Source organism: Bradyrhizobium australiense, from assembly GCF_013114825.1.
Taxonomy (GTDB): Bacteria; Pseudomonadota; Alphaproteobacteria; order Rhizobiales; family Xanthobacteraceae; genus Bradyrhizobium; species Bradyrhizobium australiense.
The window spans coordinates 275,345-293,196 of record NZ_JAAVLX010000005.1 but is presented as its reverse complement, the minus strand read 5'-3'; the positions used below and the strand labels follow the sequence as shown (position 1 = coordinate 293,196).

20 protein-coding genes and 1 pseudogene are annotated in these 17,852 nt (G+C 58.3%); 11 read left to right on the top strand and 10 right to left on the bottom strand.

The window, feature by feature from the left end; genetic code table 11:
- Positions 1 to 123: 123 nt before the first annotated feature.
- The 5 genes from HCN58_RS17575 to bioB form a co-directional block, all read right to left on the bottom strand.
- Positions 124 to 1,386 carry an adenosylmethionine--8-amino-7-oxononanoate transaminase gene (locus HCN58_RS17575; protein WP_171580654.1) on the bottom strand — a complete coding sequence of 421 codons (1,263 nt, stop codon included), beginning with the start codon at positions 1,384 to 1,386 and terminating at the stop codon, positions 124 to 126.
- Complete coding sequence (bioD, locus tag HCN58_RS17570; protein WP_171580653.1) at positions 1,383 to 2,015, bottom strand: dethiobiotin synthase; 633 nt, start codon at positions 2,013 to 2,015, stop codon at positions 1,383 to 1,385. The genes HCN58_RS17575 and bioD overlap by 4 nt, the downstream gene beginning before the upstream one ends.
- The gene (locus HCN58_RS17565; protein WP_171580652.1) at positions 2,012 to 3,166 is read right to left on the bottom strand and encodes an 8-amino-7-oxononanoate synthase; all 1,155 of its coding nucleotides are present in this window, start codon (positions 3,164 to 3,166) and stop codon (positions 2,012 to 2,014) included. The genes bioD and HCN58_RS17565 overlap by 4 nt, the downstream gene beginning before the upstream one ends.
- A gap of 81 nt (positions 3,167 to 3,247) precedes the next feature.
- Positions 3,248 to 3,601 carry an aspartate 1-decarboxylase gene (gene panD, locus HCN58_RS17560; protein WP_171580651.1) on the bottom strand — a complete coding sequence of 118 codons (354 nt, stop codon included), beginning with the start codon at positions 3,599 to 3,601 and terminating at the stop codon, positions 3,248 to 3,250.
- 50 nt (positions 3,602 to 3,651) lie between these two features.
- Entirely contained in the window at positions 3,652 to 4,647 is a 996-nt protein-coding gene (gene bioB / locus HCN58_RS17555; protein ID WP_171580840.1) for a biotin synthase BioB, read from the bottom strand.
- Positions 4,648 to 4,958: 311 nt separating this feature from the next.
- Between bioB and HCN58_RS17550 the strand changes: the two genes are divergently transcribed.
- The 4 genes from HCN58_RS17550 (at position 4,959) to HCN58_RS17535 (ending at position 8,205) form a co-directional block, all read left to right on the top strand.
- Positions 4,959 to 5,594, top strand: coding sequence for a GntR family transcriptional regulator (locus HCN58_RS17550; protein WP_171580650.1), 636 nt, complete (start codon positions 4,959 to 4,961; stop codon positions 5,592 to 5,594).
- A 173-nt stretch (positions 5,595 to 5,767) separates the two neighbouring features.
- Positions 5,768 to 6,097 (top strand): Dabb family protein, encoded by a 330-nt coding sequence (locus HCN58_RS17545; protein WP_171580649.1) that lies wholly within the window; start codon positions 5,768 to 5,770, stop codon positions 6,095 to 6,097.
- A gap of 132 nt (positions 6,098 to 6,229) precedes the next feature.
- Positions 6,230 to 7,624 carry an aminodeoxychorismate synthase component I gene (gene pabB, locus HCN58_RS17540; protein WP_171580839.1) on the top strand — a complete coding sequence of 465 codons (1,395 nt, stop codon included), beginning with the start codon at positions 6,230 to 6,232 and terminating at the stop codon, positions 7,622 to 7,624.
- Positions 7,621 to 8,205 (top strand): anthranilate synthase component II, encoded by a 585-nt coding sequence (locus tag HCN58_RS17535; RefSeq protein WP_171580648.1) that lies wholly within the window; start codon positions 7,621 to 7,623, stop codon positions 8,203 to 8,205. Before pabB ends, HCN58_RS17535 begins: the two co-directional genes overlap by 4 nt.
- A 383-nt stretch (positions 8,206 to 8,588) precedes the next feature.
- Here the strand turns inward: HCN58_RS17535 and HCN58_RS17530 are convergent, their stop codons facing one another.
- The 4 genes and pseudogenes from HCN58_RS17530 to HCN58_RS17515 all read right to left on the bottom strand — a co-directional run bounded on the left by HCN58_RS17530 (position 8,589) and on the right by HCN58_RS17515 (position 11,822).
- The gene (locus HCN58_RS17530; protein WP_171580647.1) at positions 8,589 to 9,425 is read right to left on the bottom strand and encodes a citryl-CoA lyase; all 837 of its coding nucleotides are present in this window, start codon (positions 9,423 to 9,425) and stop codon (positions 8,589 to 8,591) included.
- A 64-nt stretch (positions 9,426 to 9,489) separates the two neighbouring features.
- Entirely contained in the window at positions 9,490 to 10,752 is a 1,263-nt protein-coding gene (locus HCN58_RS17525) for a CaiB/BaiF CoA transferase family protein (protein WP_171580646.1), read from the bottom strand.
- Between the two features lie 42 nt (positions 10,753 to 10,794).
- A complete protein-coding gene (locus HCN58_RS36770) occupies positions 10,795 to 11,058 on the bottom strand; it encodes an ABC transporter permease family protein (RefSeq protein WP_171580645.1) in 264 nt (87 codons plus the stop codon).
- Positions 11,042 to 11,822 (bottom strand): annotated as a pseudogene (locus HCN58_RS17515) (ABC transporter ATP-binding protein). Before HCN58_RS17515 ends, HCN58_RS36770 begins: the two are co-directional and overlap by 17 nt.
- Positions 11,823 to 11,971: 149 nt before the next feature.
- Between HCN58_RS17515 and HCN58_RS17510 the strand changes: the two are divergent.
- Complete coding sequence (locus tag HCN58_RS17510; protein WP_171580644.1) at positions 11,972 to 12,661, top strand: IclR family transcriptional regulator; 690 nt, start codon at positions 11,972 to 11,974, stop codon at positions 12,659 to 12,661.
- An 822-nt stretch (positions 12,662 to 13,483) separates the two neighbouring features.
- Here HCN58_RS17510 and HCN58_RS17505 read toward each other — a convergent pair.
- Entirely contained in the window at positions 13,484 to 13,984 is a 501-nt protein-coding gene (locus tag HCN58_RS17505; RefSeq protein WP_171580643.1) for a hypothetical protein, read from the bottom strand.
- A gap of 399 nt (positions 13,985 to 14,383) precedes the next feature.
- Between HCN58_RS17505 and HCN58_RS17500 the strand changes: the two genes are divergently transcribed.
- The 6 genes from HCN58_RS17500 (at position 14,384) to HCN58_RS17475 (ending at position 17,826) form a co-directional block, all read left to right on the top strand.
- Positions 14,384 to 14,734: a hypothetical protein gene (locus HCN58_RS17500; RefSeq protein ID WP_171580642.1), complete on the top strand. Its 351-nt coding sequence runs from the start codon at positions 14,384 to 14,386 to the stop codon at positions 14,732 to 14,734.
- Positions 14,721 to 15,662 carry a DUF2513 domain-containing protein gene (locus tag HCN58_RS17495; protein ID WP_171580641.1) on the top strand — a complete coding sequence of 314 codons (942 nt, stop codon included), beginning with the start codon at positions 14,721 to 14,723 and terminating at the stop codon, positions 15,660 to 15,662. The genes HCN58_RS17500 and HCN58_RS17495 overlap by 14 nt, the downstream gene beginning before the upstream one ends.
- A gap of 661 nt (positions 15,663 to 16,323) precedes the next feature.
- Positions 16,324 to 16,671, top strand: coding sequence for a hypothetical protein (locus HCN58_RS17490; protein WP_171580640.1), 348 nt, complete (start codon positions 16,324 to 16,326; stop codon positions 16,669 to 16,671).
- A gap of 231 nt (positions 16,672 to 16,902) precedes the next feature.
- A complete protein-coding gene (locus HCN58_RS17485; RefSeq protein ID WP_171580639.1) occupies positions 16,903 to 17,139 on the top strand; it encodes a DUF2188 domain-containing protein in 237 nt (78 codons plus the stop codon).
- Positions 17,140 to 17,143: 4 nt separating this feature from the next.
- Entirely contained in the window at positions 17,144 to 17,479 is a 336-nt protein-coding gene (locus HCN58_RS17480; RefSeq protein WP_171580638.1) for a hypothetical protein, read from the top strand.
- Between the two features lie 62 nt (positions 17,480 to 17,541).
- On the top strand, positions 17,542 to 17,826 hold the full coding sequence (locus HCN58_RS17475) for a hypothetical protein (protein WP_171580637.1): 285 nt from the start codon (positions 17,542 to 17,544) through the stop codon (positions 17,824 to 17,826).
- The last annotated feature ends 26 nt before the right edge of the window (positions 17,827 to 17,852 follow it).

Here is a 17,852-nt window from a genome sequence, read left to right as displayed (position 1 = left end):
ATCAGCCACACTCTCTCAGATCGGTTCTAAAGCTTGTTGTAGATTGATATTCAGCTAGATAACGATCGGCCAAGCGCCGAAACGGTTAAAAGCTCTTAGTACCTACACGCACCAAGCGCAACCTCAAGCCAGCGCATCAGCAGAATCCCTGATGGCGGCATAGATTTGGTCAAGATCTGTCGCTGTGACGCAGTATGGCGGCATCACATAGATCGTATTGCCGAGCGGGCGCAGCAACAGATTTCGGTCTTTAAAGAAGGCCTGAAGCTTCGGTCCGGTGCTAGCGAGATAGCCGGCATCGCTCGTTTGCAGATCGAGTGCTGTGATGGTGCCCGCCCGACGGACGTTTGCAAAGCGTGGGTCGGCGCGAAATGGCTCAACGGCCCGCTCTTGCATGGCGGCAACCGACGCCACGAGCTGGCGAGATTCCTGACTTTGCCAGAGATCCAGGTTGGCCTTTGCGGCGGCGCAGGCAACTGGATTGGCGGTATATGAACTCGAATGAAAAAACGTACGTGTACGGTCCTTCGAATAATGAGCGTCAAAAATATCCGCGCGGCAGAGTGTTACCGCGAGCGGAAGCGCTCCTCCCGTGAGCCCCTTCGAATAGCAGGCAATATCGGGCGTCACATTGGCCTGCTCGCAGGCGAATAAGGTTCCGGTACGGCCCCAGCCCGTCATGACCTCATCGGCTATGAACAGAACCTCGGATGCTTCGCAGATTCGCTTCATCTCTTTTAGCACCCAGGCTGGGTACATCAGCATTCCGCCCGCACCCAATATCAGAGGCTCCACAATAAAAGCGGCCGGAATTTCGTTTCGACAAACGGACTCGAGCGCATCGAGCGTCACCTGCTCGCGACCTCTCGCGGGGAACGGGATTGAGGTAACCTCGAATAGAAGGGGCCCGTACGCCGCGTTGAACACGCTTCTAGCACCTACCGACATCGCCCCAACCGTGTCGCCGTGATAGGAATGTTGCATCACGACAATGCGTATTCGCTGCTTGCCGATGTTATGCCAATAGCCGAGTGCCATTTTTAGAGCTACTTCCACACTGGCTGAGCCACTGTCAGAAAAGAAGACATGGTCGAGGCCATGAGGCGCGAGTTTCAAAAGTAGCGCAGCGACCTCTTCAGCTGGATCATGGGTGTAGCCGGCGAAGATCATCTGGTTGAGCTTGCCCGCCTGCTTCTGAATCGCGCGCACGATATGTGGATGGCAATGACCATGGGTCACGACCCACCAAGATGAGATTGCATCTATGATACGGCGACCGTCCGCGGTGTGGAGATAAGCGCCGTCACCACGCACGATCTTGATCATCTCATCCTGAAGCGCGTGCTGCGTGAACGGATGCCAGATCGGCGACTTCGTCTTGATCATGGCTTGAAGTCCCAAGGGACAAACGAGTCTTTGAAGACCGCCTGCAGCGCGTTTGGAGTGAGAGGAGAAAGCCAAGGCAATCGCCCCAACCAACGCACGCGTCCGATTTCGCAAATTGCCATCTCAGGCTCAACATTTCGTTCGCCAATGAATGCAATTCCGAGAATGCGGATCTGGCGCTTTCGCAGAGCTTCTATCGACAGCAGCGCGTGATTGATGGTGCCAATTCGCGTGCTTGCGCAAAGCACGACGGGAAGCCGCCAGCGTTCGAAGACGTCGACAAAAAGTGTGCCGCCACTCAGCGGGACCATTAACCCGCCGGCGCCCTCGATCACGAGCGGACGCTCTCCGCTGTCCGGCACATCGATCGCATCTGTGTCGATGCGAACTCCGTCGATTTCGGCTGAGTAATGGGGCGAAGCGGGCGTTCGAAGCCGGTAAAGCTCCGGCACGATGCGATCGGGTGAGAGACTGCCCAGCCGCGCCACGAGCTCGCTATCGGTCTCTCCTTCAAGGCCGGCCTGAATCGGTTTCCAATAGTTCGCGCCGAGGAGATTGGCGAGCCCTGCGGAAAAGACCGATTTCCCAATTCCGGTATCTGTGCCTGTCACAACGATCCGCTGAGTCATCGCGAACCACCCAACGTCTCTTCGACCAACGCATCAAGCATGTCGGATACATCATCTTCGCGAACGTTAAGCGTGATTGAAATTCTTAATCGTGCCGTTCCCGCCGGCACGGTTGGCGGCCGGATTCCACGTATGTCGAAGCCGCGCGCCTGCAGTGCAGAGGCGAGCCGCATTGTATGGGCGTTGTCGCCAATGATGTAGGGCACGATCTGCGAGTCCGAAGGACTGCGCAGACCGCGCAAACGAATCTTCCGATGAGTGAAGGCGACCAGCTTGGCCAGACGCTGCTGACGCTCAGGCTCCTCCTGCAGAATTGAGAGTGCTTCCCGCACGGCGACAGCCACCAACGGTGGGGGGGCGGTGGCGAAGATAAACGGGCGACAACGATTGACCAAGAAGTCGCGCAGCACGCGTGTGCAAGTGACGAGCGCACCAGCAGCGCCCAGCGCCTTGCCGCAGGTATGAACGACCAGGAGATTTTCGCTCCCCTCGTAGGGCGCGGTGAGCCCCCGTCCCTGCCTGCCGTAGACGCCTGTGGCATGGGCCTCATCCACGATCAGGAAAGCGTCGTATCGGTCCGCGATCGCGACCAGATCTTTAAGTGGTGCGAAATCGCCATCCATGCTGTAGAGACTTTCGGCCACGATCCAGACCCGGCCCTTTCCGCCCTTGACCCGCCAGTCACGAATTTTGTCTTCGACCGACTGGGCGTCGTTATGATCGCTTATCCGAAACTCCGCCCGGCCAGCGCGCGCGCCTTCATGAATACTCGCGTGCACAAGAGAATCGAGAACGAGCAGATCGCCCCGCTGCGGCAGCGTTGTCAGGACGGCAAAATTTGCAATGTAACCGCCGCTAAAGAAAAGCGCGGTTTTCGCCCCAAAGAACTGAGCTGCTTCTGCTTCGAGACTTTCGTGTTCCTCGCAATTGCCGCGCAGGAGCCGCGAGCCGCCGGCTCCAACTGGGGTGCCGGCTTCGAGCGCGGTCACGACGGCCATTTTCATACGAGGCGCGCTCGCCAGCGCAAGATAATCGTTCGAAGAAAAGTCGACGCCAGTGCGCGGCTTGAGGCAGCGCAGCCGGTCGTCTTCTTTTAAGGCATGCAGGGCCGTGGCAAAATTTCTCATTTTGGCCGCATGGGTCGAGCTCATCCTTCACTCCCACGTCGCATTTACGCGCAGAAATTCCATTGGCAGCCAAGAACAAGGCTTCATCCATCGGCCTTCATGTTTTCAACCTGGTAAGATGCGATTTTCTTGATCAACCACAACAACGCGCGGTCTGAAGATTTTCGCTTCCGCCTCATCGAAGGAGGCATATGCAACGATGATGATTTTCTCTCCGGGCATCGCGATTCGAGCGGCCGCACCGTTGAGGCTTATCGTGCCAGAGCCCTTGGGCGCCTCGATCACATAGGTAGCAAAGCGCGCTCCGGTTTCGATATTATAGATTTCAACGCGTTCGTTTATCAAAAATCCCGCCGCATCCAGCAGCGTACGATCGATCGATATCGAGCCGTCATAGTGTAGATCGGCTTCGGTTACCGACGCGCCATGGATTTTACCCTTCATCAAAGTAATCTGCATTGTTCACCTAGACTGAAATTCCGCGGGGGCTCGCCGCTGGTCTGCTTTACTCAGGCAAGCCCGGACGTGATACCGAGCCGGTTCAGCAAATTGGCATCCCGGTCGGCTTTCGGGTTTTCGGTGGTCAACAGCACATCGCCGATGAAGATTGAATTCGCGCCGGCCAAAAAACACAGCGCCTGCAGTTCATCGGTCATGTACTGCCGTCCGGCGGACAACCGCACCACGCTCTTGGGCATCATGATCCGGGCCGTCGCCACGAGGCGCACGTGCGTGATCGGATCGGGGCGCTCGGCGGTGGCGTAGACCGGTACGCCCTTGACCTCGTTCCAGAGGTTGATCGGCACGCTTTCCGGATGCTTTTGGAGATTGGCGAGCAGCACAAGCATGCCGAGTCGGTCCTCGACACGTTCGCCCATGCCGATGATGCCGCCGCTGCACACCTTGATGCCAGCCTTGCGCACCTGCGCCAGTGTGTCGATGCGGTCTTGCAAGGTGCGAGTGGTGATGACTCTGCCGTAGAACTCCGGCGAGGTGTCGACGTTGTGATTGTAGAAGTCGAGCCCGGCCTCAGCGAGCCGCGCGGCCTGCCTCAACGTCAGCATGCCAAGCGTGACGCAGGTCTCCATGCCTAGAGCCTTGACCGCGCTAACCATCTCGCAGACCTGATCGAGATCACGGTCTTTTGGACTGCGCCAGGCGGCGGCCATGCAGAAGCGGCTCGCGCCGGCCTCCTTGGCGCGCTGGGCGGTGGCGACCACATCGGCGCGAGCCTTGAGGCGGCTGGCTTTCAGGCCGGTGTCATAATACGCGCTCTGGGCGCAGTAGCCGCAGTCTTCGGGACAGCCGCCGGTCTTGATGCTGAGCAGGCTTGCGGTTTCGACGTGATTTGGATCGAAGTTCTCGCGATGAACGCTCTGCGCCCGAAACATCAGGTCGGCAAACGGCAGGCCATAAAGTGCTTCGGCCTCGGCGCGCTCCCAGTTACTGCGAACCGGTGCGTTCTTGCCGTTTTCGTTCCGTTGCGCTCCCACTCCACCAACCATTAAGATTTGCTTTCCCATCAGCGATTACCGTAGATAATGGAAGCTATAATCTATAACAACTGCTCACGGCAACGATACTTGGACGTTCAGGAGATGACCTTCAAGAACTCTCGGAGCTGCGTGCAGGCGCCCCAATTAGCGTTCAACGCAACGGTGTAAGGTGTATTGGCGCTTAAAGACCGCGAAATCAGCCAAAGTTTGGAGAAATGCCGCAAAATGAGGGCACCTCTTAGATTTTGACGCCTGGCCATGCGCATGGCCGGGCACTCGCCTGCTTCCCGAGCGCAACCGTTTATGATAGATAATCTATAATGACTGACGACGAGAATACGACGACAGCGGGGCGCATTGCAGAGGCAATCGGCGAGCGCATCATCAGCGGCGAGCTGCAGCCGGACGCCCCACTCCGGCAGGACCATATCGCGCGAGAATTCAATTCCAGCCACGTCCCGGTGCGCGAGGCCTTTCGGCAACTTCAGGCCCAACATCTTGTCGTCGCCGTGCCCCGTCGCGGCGTGCGAGTTGCCCCACTTAATATCAATTCCGTGAAGGAGATCGCCGAGATGCGCGCCGCGCTCGAAGTGGTCGCGTTGCGCAATGCGGCGCCAAAGCTCACCTCTAGCCATTTGGCACGGATCGAGCTCGCCCTGATTGAAGGAGACACCGCCCAGACCATTCAGGAGTTTGAAATGGCCAACCGCGCTTTTCACCACGCGCTGGTAGCGCCCTGCGCGATGCCGCGCCTGCTCGCGAGCCTTGACGGACTACAGCTTGCAAATTCACGACTCGTGTTCGCGATGGCGCGCAGTAGCGGCTGGCGACCGCGGTCCAACCAGGATCACCGCCTGATTTTGCAAGCCCTGCGGGCGCGCAACGTCGATCAAGCCTGTAGTCTGCTCGCGCGCCACATTCAAACCATTGAGCGCCTTGCCCTTTCCTCGTCATGACCGCGAACGAGATCTGGCGAGGTCGGTTGCAAACCCCGGGGCAAAGCGCAAGAGCACCAAACCTCCGACCTTTTTGCCGCGCGATGCGGCTTGCGGCTGCGCCCCCGTTGCAGCGGGCTCGATCCCAAGATAGTTAATCGACCTCCTTGCGACATCACTCCTTAAGGCCGCCCATGATTCGTCACATTGTCTTGTTCAGCGCCAAGGATCAGGCCCATATCGAGCAAATCATCGAAGGCCTATCGGTTCTCACCACAATCCCGCATGCACGTCGGCTCGAGATTGCGCGCAATTGCAAGACCGACCAGCTCGGCAACGAGATCGACGTGGTGGTGTATGGTGAGTTCGACAACGAGACGGAGCTGGCAGCGTACAAAGCGCATGATCTATACCAGGAATCGATCAGGCGGGTACGCCCCCTTCGGGAGCTACGGTTCGCAGCCGACTACAATGTATCCAGTCGATGTGCGGTTCGCCTCGACGGCAGCGATAAGCGAAGTTAGTGAGCGCTTCGGGTCAACTAGCGGGGGTTAATCTGGCAATCGGTCTCAAAAGCTTGTGGGTGCCAGACGAGGTGGGATTCGCAATCGGAGCGCGTCTCACCAGCACGCCCGTTGTCGGTGACTGACAAGGCGATGCACGTCCGCGAACTGCAGTGGATTGAACCTGTCACCGCGATGCGCTGTCTCGCGCATCGACCGCACCTGACGTTTCTCGACAGCGCGGCAACGCATGAGCTGCTTGGGCGCTATTCCTATCTGAGCTGCGACCCATTCAGCATCTATACGGTCACGGACGGACAGGCGAGTTGCAACACAGAGGCTCTCGCGGGCGATCCGTGGCGAGCTCTTCGCACCCTGCTCGCGAGGTACCCAGAAGAGCATCGTCCCGATCTGCCGCCGTTCCAGGGCGGTGCGGCCGGCTTCTTTGCTTATGATCTGAACAGGACACTGGAGCGACTGCCTGCGCCGGCAATCTCCGGTCAGAGGTTGCCGCAATCCATCCTGCATTTCTATGATGTGGTCATCAGCTTCGACCACCGTGACGACAGATGCTGGATCGTCTCGACCGGATGGCCGGAGCAGGATCCCGCACGACGGCGCGAGCGTGCGAGTCGTCGAGCCGATGAGTTTGCAGCGCTGCTCGATCGCCCAAGGGCGCCGCGGAATGACTTGCCCGGCACAGCTGGCGCATGGCATTCTAACTTCAGCCGTGAGAGCTACATTGCGGCGGTGCAGCGCGTCATTGACTTGATTCTGGCTGGCGACATCTTCCAAGCAAACATTGCGCAGCGCTTCAGCACCCGCCTTTCGAGCTCATTCGATCCGCTGGCTTTCTATTGCCAGTTGCGGTCATTCAATCCGGCCCCCTTTGCAGCCCTGCTGCGCCACGGCAAGCTGACCATTGCCTCGAGCTCGCCAGAACGATTTCTCAAGCTTGATGGACCGCATGTCGAAACGCGGCCGATCAAGGGCACGATCGCGCGCTCCGCTGATTCGAAGGACGACCGGCGCCGCGCTGAACTCCTCCTCGCCTCCGAAAAGGACCGTGCCGAGAACACGATGATCGTCGACCTCCTGCGCAACGATCTGTCACGCGTATGCACGCCGCAGTCGGTCGAGGTTCCAGAGCTGTGTGCCCTGGAATCCTGTGCCTCAGTGCACCACCTCGTGTCGACCGTGACGGGTGAACTTGCCGGAGATGAAGATGCCGTCAGCTTACTGCGAGCTTGCTTTCCCGGCGGCTCCATCACCGGCGCGCCCAAGGTGCGATCGATGGAAATCATTGCAGAGATCGAGCGAGTGGCGCGAGAGGTCTATTGCGGGGCGATCGGCTTTATCGGCTTTAACGGGCACATGGATACGAATATCGCCATCCGCACTGTCACAATCGACGATGATTTGGCTCTGTTTCATGCAGGGAGCGGGATCACGGCGATGTCAGATCCAGAGGCCGAATACGAGGAGACGCTCGCGAAGGCGCAGCGCATATTTGACGCGTTTCGTGCTGACACATCCGGTGCACTTTGATTGTCATTATCGACAACTACGACTCCTTTGTCTTCAACATTGCCCGCTATTTCCGCCAGCTCGGTGCAGCAACGGCAGTGATCCGGAACGACGCGGTCAGCGTCAGCGACCTTGCCGGCCTCAAGCCGATCGCCGTGGTGCTCTCCCCTGGTCCCTGCACACCACTTCAGGCCGGAATCTCGACCGCCGTCATCCGCGAACTGTCAGGTCGCGTCCCAATTCTCGGCATCTGCCTCGGACACCAGTGTATTGGGAGAGTGTTCGGCGGACGCGTCGCGCGTGCCCGTCGTCCGATGCACGGCAGGTCCTCGTACGTCACCCATGACGGCCGCGGACTGTTCAAGGAACTCGCGTCCCCACTTTGCGTTGGCCGCTACCATTCTCTTGTTGTTGAGCTCGACGAGTCATGCGCACCGCAACTAACGGTGACAGCGCGTTCGGATGAAGGCGAGATCATGGCCCTCGCACATCGCTCTCACCCGACCTATGGCGTACAGTTCCACCCGGAATCGATACTTACCCAACAAGGGCAGGTGCTACTGATGAACTTCTTGCGAGTCGCAGAGACTTGCCAATCGTGAGGATATCGGAGAGCGGGGCGCACACTTGCCAGCTTAACGCACGGAAGCGAAATCGTCAGCTTCTGCCAGTCTGATAGAGACTAAGGAGATGGCTTAGGGCAGGCAATGGCAGCAAGTAAATCAACTTGAAATCCGTGCCGCGATCACCCGTTGAAGCTGTAGCGGACACTAAGCAGCGGTTCTCCCGCCTTGAGCCAGATGCGCCAGTGCGCGGGTGTTACGGATGTTGGTGACCAGTGGCCCGCGACTTGGCGGGGTTTGCGACCGCACACCGGGCTTTCCTCCACGGTTGACACTCCGTCCAATCGGAGCGGACTCCGGGCCGGCGAAATTTGGCGGGCATGGCCGAAAAGACGCGCGTTTGGATGAGCTGCGGCAGTCCCTCAACGTACATCATGGCGCTTCCTCAGGCTGCGCTTTGGCTGCCCCTGATATTTGTAGGCGAACTGCTTGGGCATTGGCCCTTTGTTGCGGTCCTTGCGTCCGGTCTGCTCCCATGCATGCGCCAGGATGCCTACCGCGCGTGACAAGCAGAAGATGCCGCGGGCTAGGGGTGGAGCAAAGCCCAGCTCCGCGTAGATGACTGCAGTGGCTCCATCTACGTTCATAGGGATGAGCTTGCCTTTGCGCTCGCGCATGACGCGCTCGATCGCGCGCGCAGCGCTGGCGTAGCGACCGCTGACGGCAGCATCACTGACCGCGGCATCGACTAGTGCGAGCAGCGGGTCAGCGCGCGGGTCGACGGGATGAAACCGGTGACCGAAGCCGGGCAGATATTTGCTTCGCGTGGCGGTGAAATGATCGCTTGCCTCGGCGGCAGCCTCATCCATATCCTTGGTCTCGCTCCGTCGCAGGACCTCGTCGTAGAGCTCGATCGCCTGCTCACCCGCTCCGCCATGCACGTCGCCGAGCGTGTTGATCGCGGAAGCCATCGCGCTATTGAGCGGCAGCCCACAACTGACAGCCATCTGCGCGATGGCGATAGAAGGTGCATGCGGGCCATGATCCACTGATGCAACCAGTGCAGCCTGCAACAGCCGCTCCTGCGCCGGTGTGGGTAGCTCGCCGCGCAGCATCAACCAGATCATTGCGGGGAAGGAAATCTGATCAATCAATTCCTCGATCGTGTATCCGCGGTAGGCGATCCGCCCGGGCGCAATGTCGCATATGGAGGTCCGCCACCAATGGGCGGCCTGCTCTCGCAGCTGCGTTTCGCTCATTCTATTCTCCAATCTCGTCAGCCTATGTCCGGCCGAAGCTTGCTTGCGCGCAACTCCCTGCCCGTCACGCTGCTCCATCCGTCGCCGGGCGGACCCGCGGAAAATCCGGTCCTCCTTGACGTGCAGTTCCGGCGGCACCGCTTGCGATAAGGTGCTCAATTTCCGGATAGGTATAACCGAGCCGAGCCAGCCATCGCTCTGTGTCCGCACCGAGCGACGGAGGGAGTGCGGGGACAGGAAATGCCTCATCCAGCCGAAAACCAGGGCGCGTAATGCGTAATGGTGGTTCGCCAGCCCTGTCGAGCGCAAGCGTCTCGACAAAGCCGCGCTCCAGCAACTGCGGCTCGCGCAAAACCTGCGGAACGGTCAGCACACAGCCAGCGGGAACGCCGGCGGCATTAAACAGTGCCTCCCACTCCTCCGCAGGCCTGTAGCTCAAAGCTGCATTCAACTCATCGCTAAGCGCCCCGCGGTTCATTTTACGTGCTTCGCGCTTAGCGAAGCGCGGATCTGTCTTCAGATCCGGCCGGCCGATCAGATCGCAAAGGGTCCGGTACTGTTTCTGCTCGTTAGCGGCTATATTCAGCGGGCCGGTCGCCGTGCGGAACGTGCCGGAGGGTGCGGCCGTGAAATTCTCGTTCCCCATCGGCCGCGGCTCGACTCCGCCGTTCAGGTGATTGGAAACCACCCATCCCATGGCTGCGATTGTCGCCTCGAGCAGCGACACGTCGATGAACCGGCCCCTGCCCATTTGCTGCTGCTCGACGAGGGCGGCGGAGATGGCAAAGGCGGCCGTTAGCCCGGCGATGGTGTCAGCGATCGGGAAGCCGGTCCGCAGCGGAGCCGTGGCTGCATCACCGGTAATACTCATCGCGCCGGAAAGACCCTGGACGATCTGGTCGTAGGCCGGGCGGGCCGACCAAGGACCGTTTTGCCCAAAGCCTGAGATCGCACAATAGATGAGCCGCGGGTTGCGCTTGCACAACACGTCAAAACCGAGACCAAGCCGCTCCATGACCTTGGGCCGGAAGTTTTCGAGAAGGACGTCGGCCTTGGACACCAGTCTGAAAAACACTTCTCTGCCCGCTCCAGACTTCAGGTCGAGCGCCACCGACTGCTTACCGGCGTTCACGGCGACGAACGAGAGCCCCTGAAGGCGCTCTGCCCTTTGCGGATCTGCGCCAAGGCGTCGCGCGAGATCGCCTCCATTGGAGTTTTCGATCTTGATAACCTCCGAGCCGAGGCGCGCGAGATGGTAGCCGCAGAATGGGCCTGCCAATACGTTCGACAGGTCGAGGACACGGATACCGGTGAGCGGCAGGGACATCTGACGAAGCCTTCTTTGCGGTATCTTCGGCCGCTGCGGTTGCTATTTCAGTTGCGGGGCCGCACGCTCGGCGAAGCGATTGGTGAAGTTTTTGGCTGAAGTCGATAGAATCGCGACCAGCGTTATGCCAACATCGCCCCGGAAATCCGGCGTCGACGTCCACTTCCTCATCCTGCCGACAAGGGTCGACGGCGCCGGAAACAAGAAGGCGTCGATGAGGCCTGATCGCACCCCGAGCTCCGAGATCGGGACAAGATCGACAAATATGGCGACTTGCGTGACAACGAGCTTAGTTCCGGGCGGCATAGCTCTTCTCCACTTCCCCACCAGGCAGCGACCAGATTTCGCGATAGAGCGCGACGAACTCCTCCGTGGTCTGCAGCGCGGAGACGTCCCGCGATCAGGCAGCGTGATCCTGACCTCGCCGACCATCCCGCTTGCAGGCCCCGCGGACGTCGCGCCGACTTGGTCAGCCAGCGTGATCGCCTCATCGAGATCATGGGTGATGAAGATCAAGGAGCGGCGCTCGGCCTGCCAGAGATCGAGCAGGATGCGGTGCATCAGCCGGCGCGTGTGAACGTCGAGCGCCGAGAAGGGCTCGTCCAGAAGAACAATTCTCGGCTCCGTGATGAGCGTCTGCATCGCCGCGCGCTTGCGTTGCCGGCCTGATAGCTGATGCGGATAACGCTGCTCAAACCCCGTCAGGCCGAACCGAGCCTCGGAGCGCGCCTCCTCGACTGACTTGCCCTGAAGAACGAGCCGGAGCCCAATGTTGTCCTGCGCGATCTTCCACGGCATTAGGCCCGCCTGTTGGAGCATGTAGCCGGACTGATCATTCAGTCCCGTGAGCGGCTTGCGGAAGATCTGAACGTCTCCGACGAGTGTTTGAAGAGACCTGTGACAGTGTTCAGGATGGTGGACTTGCCGCAACCGGTTGGGCCCACGACCGCAACGAACTCCGCCTCGCCTACCTGGAGGTTCATGCTTTTGACTGCGATGAATGCGCCGAAGCGGATCATTACCTCGCGCAAGTCAACGGCCAGCGTTGGTGGCCTTCCATTGTCTCGCATTTCAGAACTCGTTCTGTTATGTGCACCCATAGTCCTGCGCGTGAAAAAAGTCAATCTGTTCTGGTGTACAGAACCACCTTCCTCCATATTTGATGGCCTCTAACGCCTCAGTTTTATGATGGTTCTATTCTTCAGAACCTGGAGCAGAGATGAGCAAGATAGGAGTTGACGCGGTCAGGAGAGCGCTCGCGATCCTGAAAAGTTTCGACGCGGAGCAGTCTGCGATGACGCTGACGCAGATTGCGGAAATGACAGACCTCTACAAGAGCACAGTGCTCCGATTGGCCTCTTCCTTGGAAGCTGATGGCTTTCTCGTCCGCGGCGCGGACCGGTTGTTTCGACCAGGACCGGAATTGTGGCGCCTTGGGGCGCTCTATCAGCGCGGTCTGGATCTTGGCGAAGTCATCCGGCCATCCCTTCGGCGTCTGGTTGAGGCAACGGGAGAAACTGCATCCTTTTATGTTGCAGATGGCGACCAACGCATCTGTCTTTACCGCGTCAATTCTCCGCGTTCAGTTCGACACCATCTCGAAGAAGGCCAGCGATTGCCGATTGATTGCGGCGCCGCCGGTCGAATTCTCACTGCATACCGCGAGCCAACGAACGTAGAAGGGAAGAAGATCCGCGATAGAGGCTTTTATGTTTCAATCGGAGAGCGGGATCCGGAGGTCGCCGCGGCGGCCGTGCCGTTGATGGACGTACACGGCAAACTGAGGGGCGCCCTTTCGCTATCAGCGATCAAGACGCGCTTCGATGCTGAAGCCCGCAAGTCGGCAATCGATGCTCTCAAATCGGAAGCCAAGGCCTTAGCGGGGTTACTGCCCGCAAGCGAATGCTGATCATTGAGGGCGTCCGCTTTGCGCCATTTTGTAAAGAAGCAGACGCGGCTTCGGCAATGGCTGGCAATGTCTTATGGCGCAGCATGAGGCAATCAGGCAGTTCCCGACTGTTCAGAGGCGGAGCAGCCACGTTGAATGATCGACAACAGAGATGATGGAGGCGAATGACATTCACATGCGATTCGATGCGCCCGCCATGCTTCGCAAATGGCCGTCCATAAACAACGAACGTCGTGCAGACAGAAGCACCTATCTGCTGGCGGAAGGCACGCTGGACGACTGCATACGAGAGTTTATGACGAAGCCTGAGGCCACACGTCATCTTTACGAGATCCACACAGCGCCACAGCCTCCGCTCGTAACGGAAATCTTGTTAGCCGATCACATCACAGAACTCGCCAGATTCCGAAGTTTCCTCTGATCGGGATGTTCCTGTCGGCACTTCTGGACCAGGCAAAGGTCAGCCTCAAAATCGCTGAGTCTCAGATCAAGGACAACAATTCCGCTTTGCCCTCGAAAGCAGAGCACGTCAGTGCCGCCTTCGTCCTTGAGACCGGCTGGCCGGAGCACTGGCTCTTATTCAATTAGAAGCAATCATGCAGCTGCCCGCTGCGCGTCTTATCGCCGACCGTCCCAGCCACGAACTGTTCCGTCCGCGCGTCGGGTCCTCTGAGTGCCGTCGTCCCATCGCCATGATGGTGGTGCCCATCGCGAGGAACTGAGGGTGATGATGACGCCGTAGAGGCCTTGCCATGCCTCCTGAGTCCGCCCGATTGATCAACCAAATCGAACGCGCGGCGAACTCCAGTGCCGTCACCTTAGTCAGCGCCTTGAGCCAAATCGCGCTGGTCGTTCGCAACTGTAGTGAAATCGCGCGATCTGCCAAAGGGCGGCGTTGCGCCTGGGATCTTTGTCATTCTTTACCTCAAGATCAGCGTTCTTGAAGGGCGATCCGCAAACCATCGACGTGCAGCCAACCAAAACGGCACGCCGCGCGAGTTCTTCTACAAAGCGGCCATCGACGGTAAGCTGAAAGTCGGGGAAGAAGGTCAGCATGGGATCCGAGCCGCCGATGACGTTGGCGACTCGCGAGGCATGGGAAGTTCCGGCGCTAAAACCGATCACAACGGGAGCGGGATGGTTGAAAAGAGAAAGTCGCCAAAAAGAGCGAGGAGTCCGCTCGGTGATATCAAGGCAGTTCCTGACAATGATGTCGCCACAAATCATAAAGGCGATAAAGCAGGCCGCTTTGGAGGACGATCGCGCCGCGTGGGGTGTAATGGAGGAAGCCGCGAGGCAATGGCTGGTGCGACGAAAGTCCAAATAAGGTGTGCTTGCGACCAGGGCGATCGCAAATGTCTCTCCTGCGCTTGAATCGTTAGAGCCCGCCTTTCATAACGCTCTCAATTGGCTCACCGGGTCAAGAGGTGAGCCAACGGCTGTACCTAAAATGATCTTCGCCCAGCGTTCTCTGCGAGCCTTATCCGATTTGCCTCCTCGATGTAGCGTTGAGCTTCGCCGATTGTCTTCCAGCCGTGCCACGCCATGAGCTCTCGGGCCGTTGCGCCGTTAAGCGCATGTCTAATCGCCGATGCCTTCCGGAGACCGTGAACTCGACCCGGGACGCCAGCCTCGATGCAAAGATCCTCGAACCAATTTCCGAAACCTGCTGCCGTGAAGGCTTTCCCGTACTCTGTGGTCAGATAAACGAGTTGCTCCGACATGGGATGCAGCGCGAGTTCGGCGGACGCTGTTCGTAGCGACCAGGGACGTTTCATCCGCGACAACGTCTCCAAATGGTGGTGGGAGAATGCTTATAAGACAATCATCGTTGATACGCGCTCTGGATCCATCAAGTTGGGAGACGCGGCTGTTACCGATTGGTTCATTCAACAGAAAAAAGTCGATGGCGATTGGGACTTCGTTGCCAGTTCTGCAGATACCCGCGTCGATCGAGTCGCCGCCGATCATTTCAGGCTAAGGGTGCCTCGCGAGAAAAGCGAACCTATCGAGTTCGTATTCGTCATGAATGGATTTTCCATCTACACCGGAACCTGCGATGCGCTCTACTGAGCAGCCCGTGACGCACGAGATGCCGCAACCGCTCGGTATTCTCGCGGGCGAGCAACGGGAAAGAGCTAGAGAATATCTCGAGGCCTTCGAGCGACTGCTGAACACGCCGGAGCCTCGACCGCTCTATGCAATGTATTTTCTCGTAACGCACGCGATCGAGTTGTTGCTGAAGGCCTATCTCACGGCTCACGCGGTACCGAAGAAGCGGCTGAGAGATGTTGCAGTTCGTCATAACCTACCTGCACTACTTGACCTATGTGAAGAAAAGCATTTGCCGGCCGTCATCGATCTTCGCGAATATGTCAGCACGTTGCAGGAAATGAACAAGGACTACGATTTCCGATACGTCACAGGTTACAACTTGCATTTGCCGCCGCCAGCAGCGTGTCTCGCGATCGCTCGAGCGCTTGAATCTGCTGTCGCGCCAACGGTCACAGAAGCGCAAATGAAGGCCACTCTAGACTTCGCAGTGGAGACACGCCACCTTAAGGGCAAGAAATCCGATGGTCCGACTGACCGAGCGCGCGGAACGAACGGCATGAAGCGAGATCTCGATCTCATAAGAGAGATTATGTTGGCTTTGGAGAATTCACCACAGCTCAACGGTAGAGCTTCCTGGGAAGGCTATGCGAGCGAATTCGCAAAGCTGGAAGGTCATGATGACGATGAGCTCGCCTATCACATGATGCTGATCATTGACGAGGGGTGGATCGAAGGGGAATATTGGCGAACGTCAGGAAAATTCGCGCTCACCCGGATAACGGCCGACGGTCACGACTTCCTTGATTCAACGCGCCAACCCGATATTTGGGCGAAAGCCAAATCCATCGCAAAAAGTCGCGGAGCGGAAACGCTGCGCTTTGCTTGGGATATTGCAAAGTCGATTGTGAACGCCGAGATTACGCGTCACATTGGACAGATAACTTAATCTTCTGAGTTGGCGATTGAGGCCCTCGTCGCAATTTGGCCTATGTTCAGGCGGACCAATCCATCCGGGCTTCCCATGAGGCGTGGTGCACCACGACGGAATGCAGCCCGGACAGGTGGTCCCGTTACGGATACGAAAGAGGCAGTGCCTCGCCTGTCTTAATTCTCCGCTGATGCAGAAAGGCCGCCACGCCAGGGCGGCCGTTTTGTTTCGGCGGCTTGCCCTCGCCTTCGGTTGCGGTTGGATGCTTCGGCTTGTCGAGATGGGCTGAAGTCGAAGAAATAATCCGGCGTCGACCATGTCGCGCTGATTGCGATGGATACGACGCTGCAAGCCGCGCTTCGCGAATCAGTGAATAAGCGAAGCCGTGACTCACGGAGTCAATCGGCTCTCGCGCGCAATCCACGGTAAAGAGTCAGTTCACGGATGCTTGAAAGTTGGAACGATCGTTCCCAACTCGCAGGAGTCTCGCTGAAGTTTGGCCGCTGGCCGTGCGAAGGCGGGACATAGCGCGGCCCGGACGATGTCTCACCACCGTCCGGGCCTATCCCCCACCTGGCGGGCAGGGAGTATGTGATCACATGGGTAGTATCTGTATCGATGGTACCAAACTGTCAAGTGGTCCTGACGTTCCTGCTGCTATGCAGAAAGGAACAGAACCATGGCGGTTCTATTCAGGACGACAATGCCCCAGGCGTTGCTAAACGACTTCAAGAAAAAGATCGATGAAGGCCATGTGGTTACGTGGTCTTATGACACGGACGGTGACTTCACGCACACGCCCCACCAATGGCGGTCGAAGGCGTGGATGAGGCCATCCATCGAGCTCGGTGGCTTGAAGTTCAACTTCATCTCTGGTGTCGGAGAAGTCACGACGAAGGCGCTTTACGGCGTCTATCACGGACGTTTCGTCGAATCTTTCGCCACGCACTGTGACGACCGCTTCACCGAGGCCGCAGTCACGGCCCACGGCACCAACTCCGATTTCGTCAACAGCAAGGTTGCCTGACCGGCCGCCCCGGAGCGCCAAGTCGCGCGGCCTGGCGCTCCGGCTCTCAAGGATTCTTGGCATGACACCACAAGAAGCTGCGAACGCGATCCGGCAGTTGCTCCGGCGCGAACTTGATGACTGCGAGCGAGCGATCCGGGACGAAGATCCGCGTCGTGCGCTCAGCGAACTCGATGACGCGACCCGCAAATTGAAGCGGATCGCAAATGCACTCAACTGAGGTGAACAAAAATGGCTAAACGACAAGTCTTCCACTCCGTTCCAAAAGGTAATGGTTGGGCCGTTGAGCAGAGCGGCAAGGTCATATCCAACCATCGCACGCAGGCGGCAAGCGAGGCCGCTGCTGTGAAGGCCGGACATCGCGCGCAAGATAGCGGCGGTCTCGGTCAAGCGGTTCTGCACAAGAGCGATGGTAGGATCCGCGAGGAACGAACCTACGGCAACGATCCCCGCAATATCAAAGGCTAATTCCTTGGCGCGCGCCGGCAAGCCCACTTGGTTTGTCGGCGCTGTTCCCTCCTGGAGTTCTCTGACAATGTCTGAAAACCACACCGTCATCTGTGCTGCGTGCAAGTTGACTCTCACCGGGCCTGAGAATCCCTCACCTGCGGATATTTTCTCTTGCCCTCAATGCCAAGCTGGCGACACCTACGAGGCAGTCATGAAAGAGGTGAAATCGTACGCTACTGAACAAGCCGCAAAGCGGTTGCAGGCGCACATGAAGGGCATCGCCACCGGAAACAAGTTCACATACAAACCTGGTCGTATTGAGACGCGCAACTATCGCTTCATCATCGACGGAATGTAGAAAGTGGAATCGCAGCCTGCCAGTCTGACCGAGATTGGGCTGAAGGTGAACGGAAACAGCAAATGCCGTACGAGCAACTTGAGGTAGTCGATAGTTCAAAGCTCACCGATGCGGATTGGGCACAGATAAATGAGCTTCAGCGGTCATATCAAAGCGGCGGCGCCAAAGCGCTGAACGGCGCAATGAAAAAACTCGCTAAAGATCATCCCCTAAAATTCGCTACTGTTTGGCACGCCTTTTTTCCAGACATGTTTCGTGAAGCGCTAAAGGATTCGATTGCAGAGATTGGCCTGACTGCCGAAGATATTTCGCGAAATGGTCAGACGGTCCGAAAGTCCTGCACGTGATCAGTAGGTAGGTGCCTCCGGTCGAG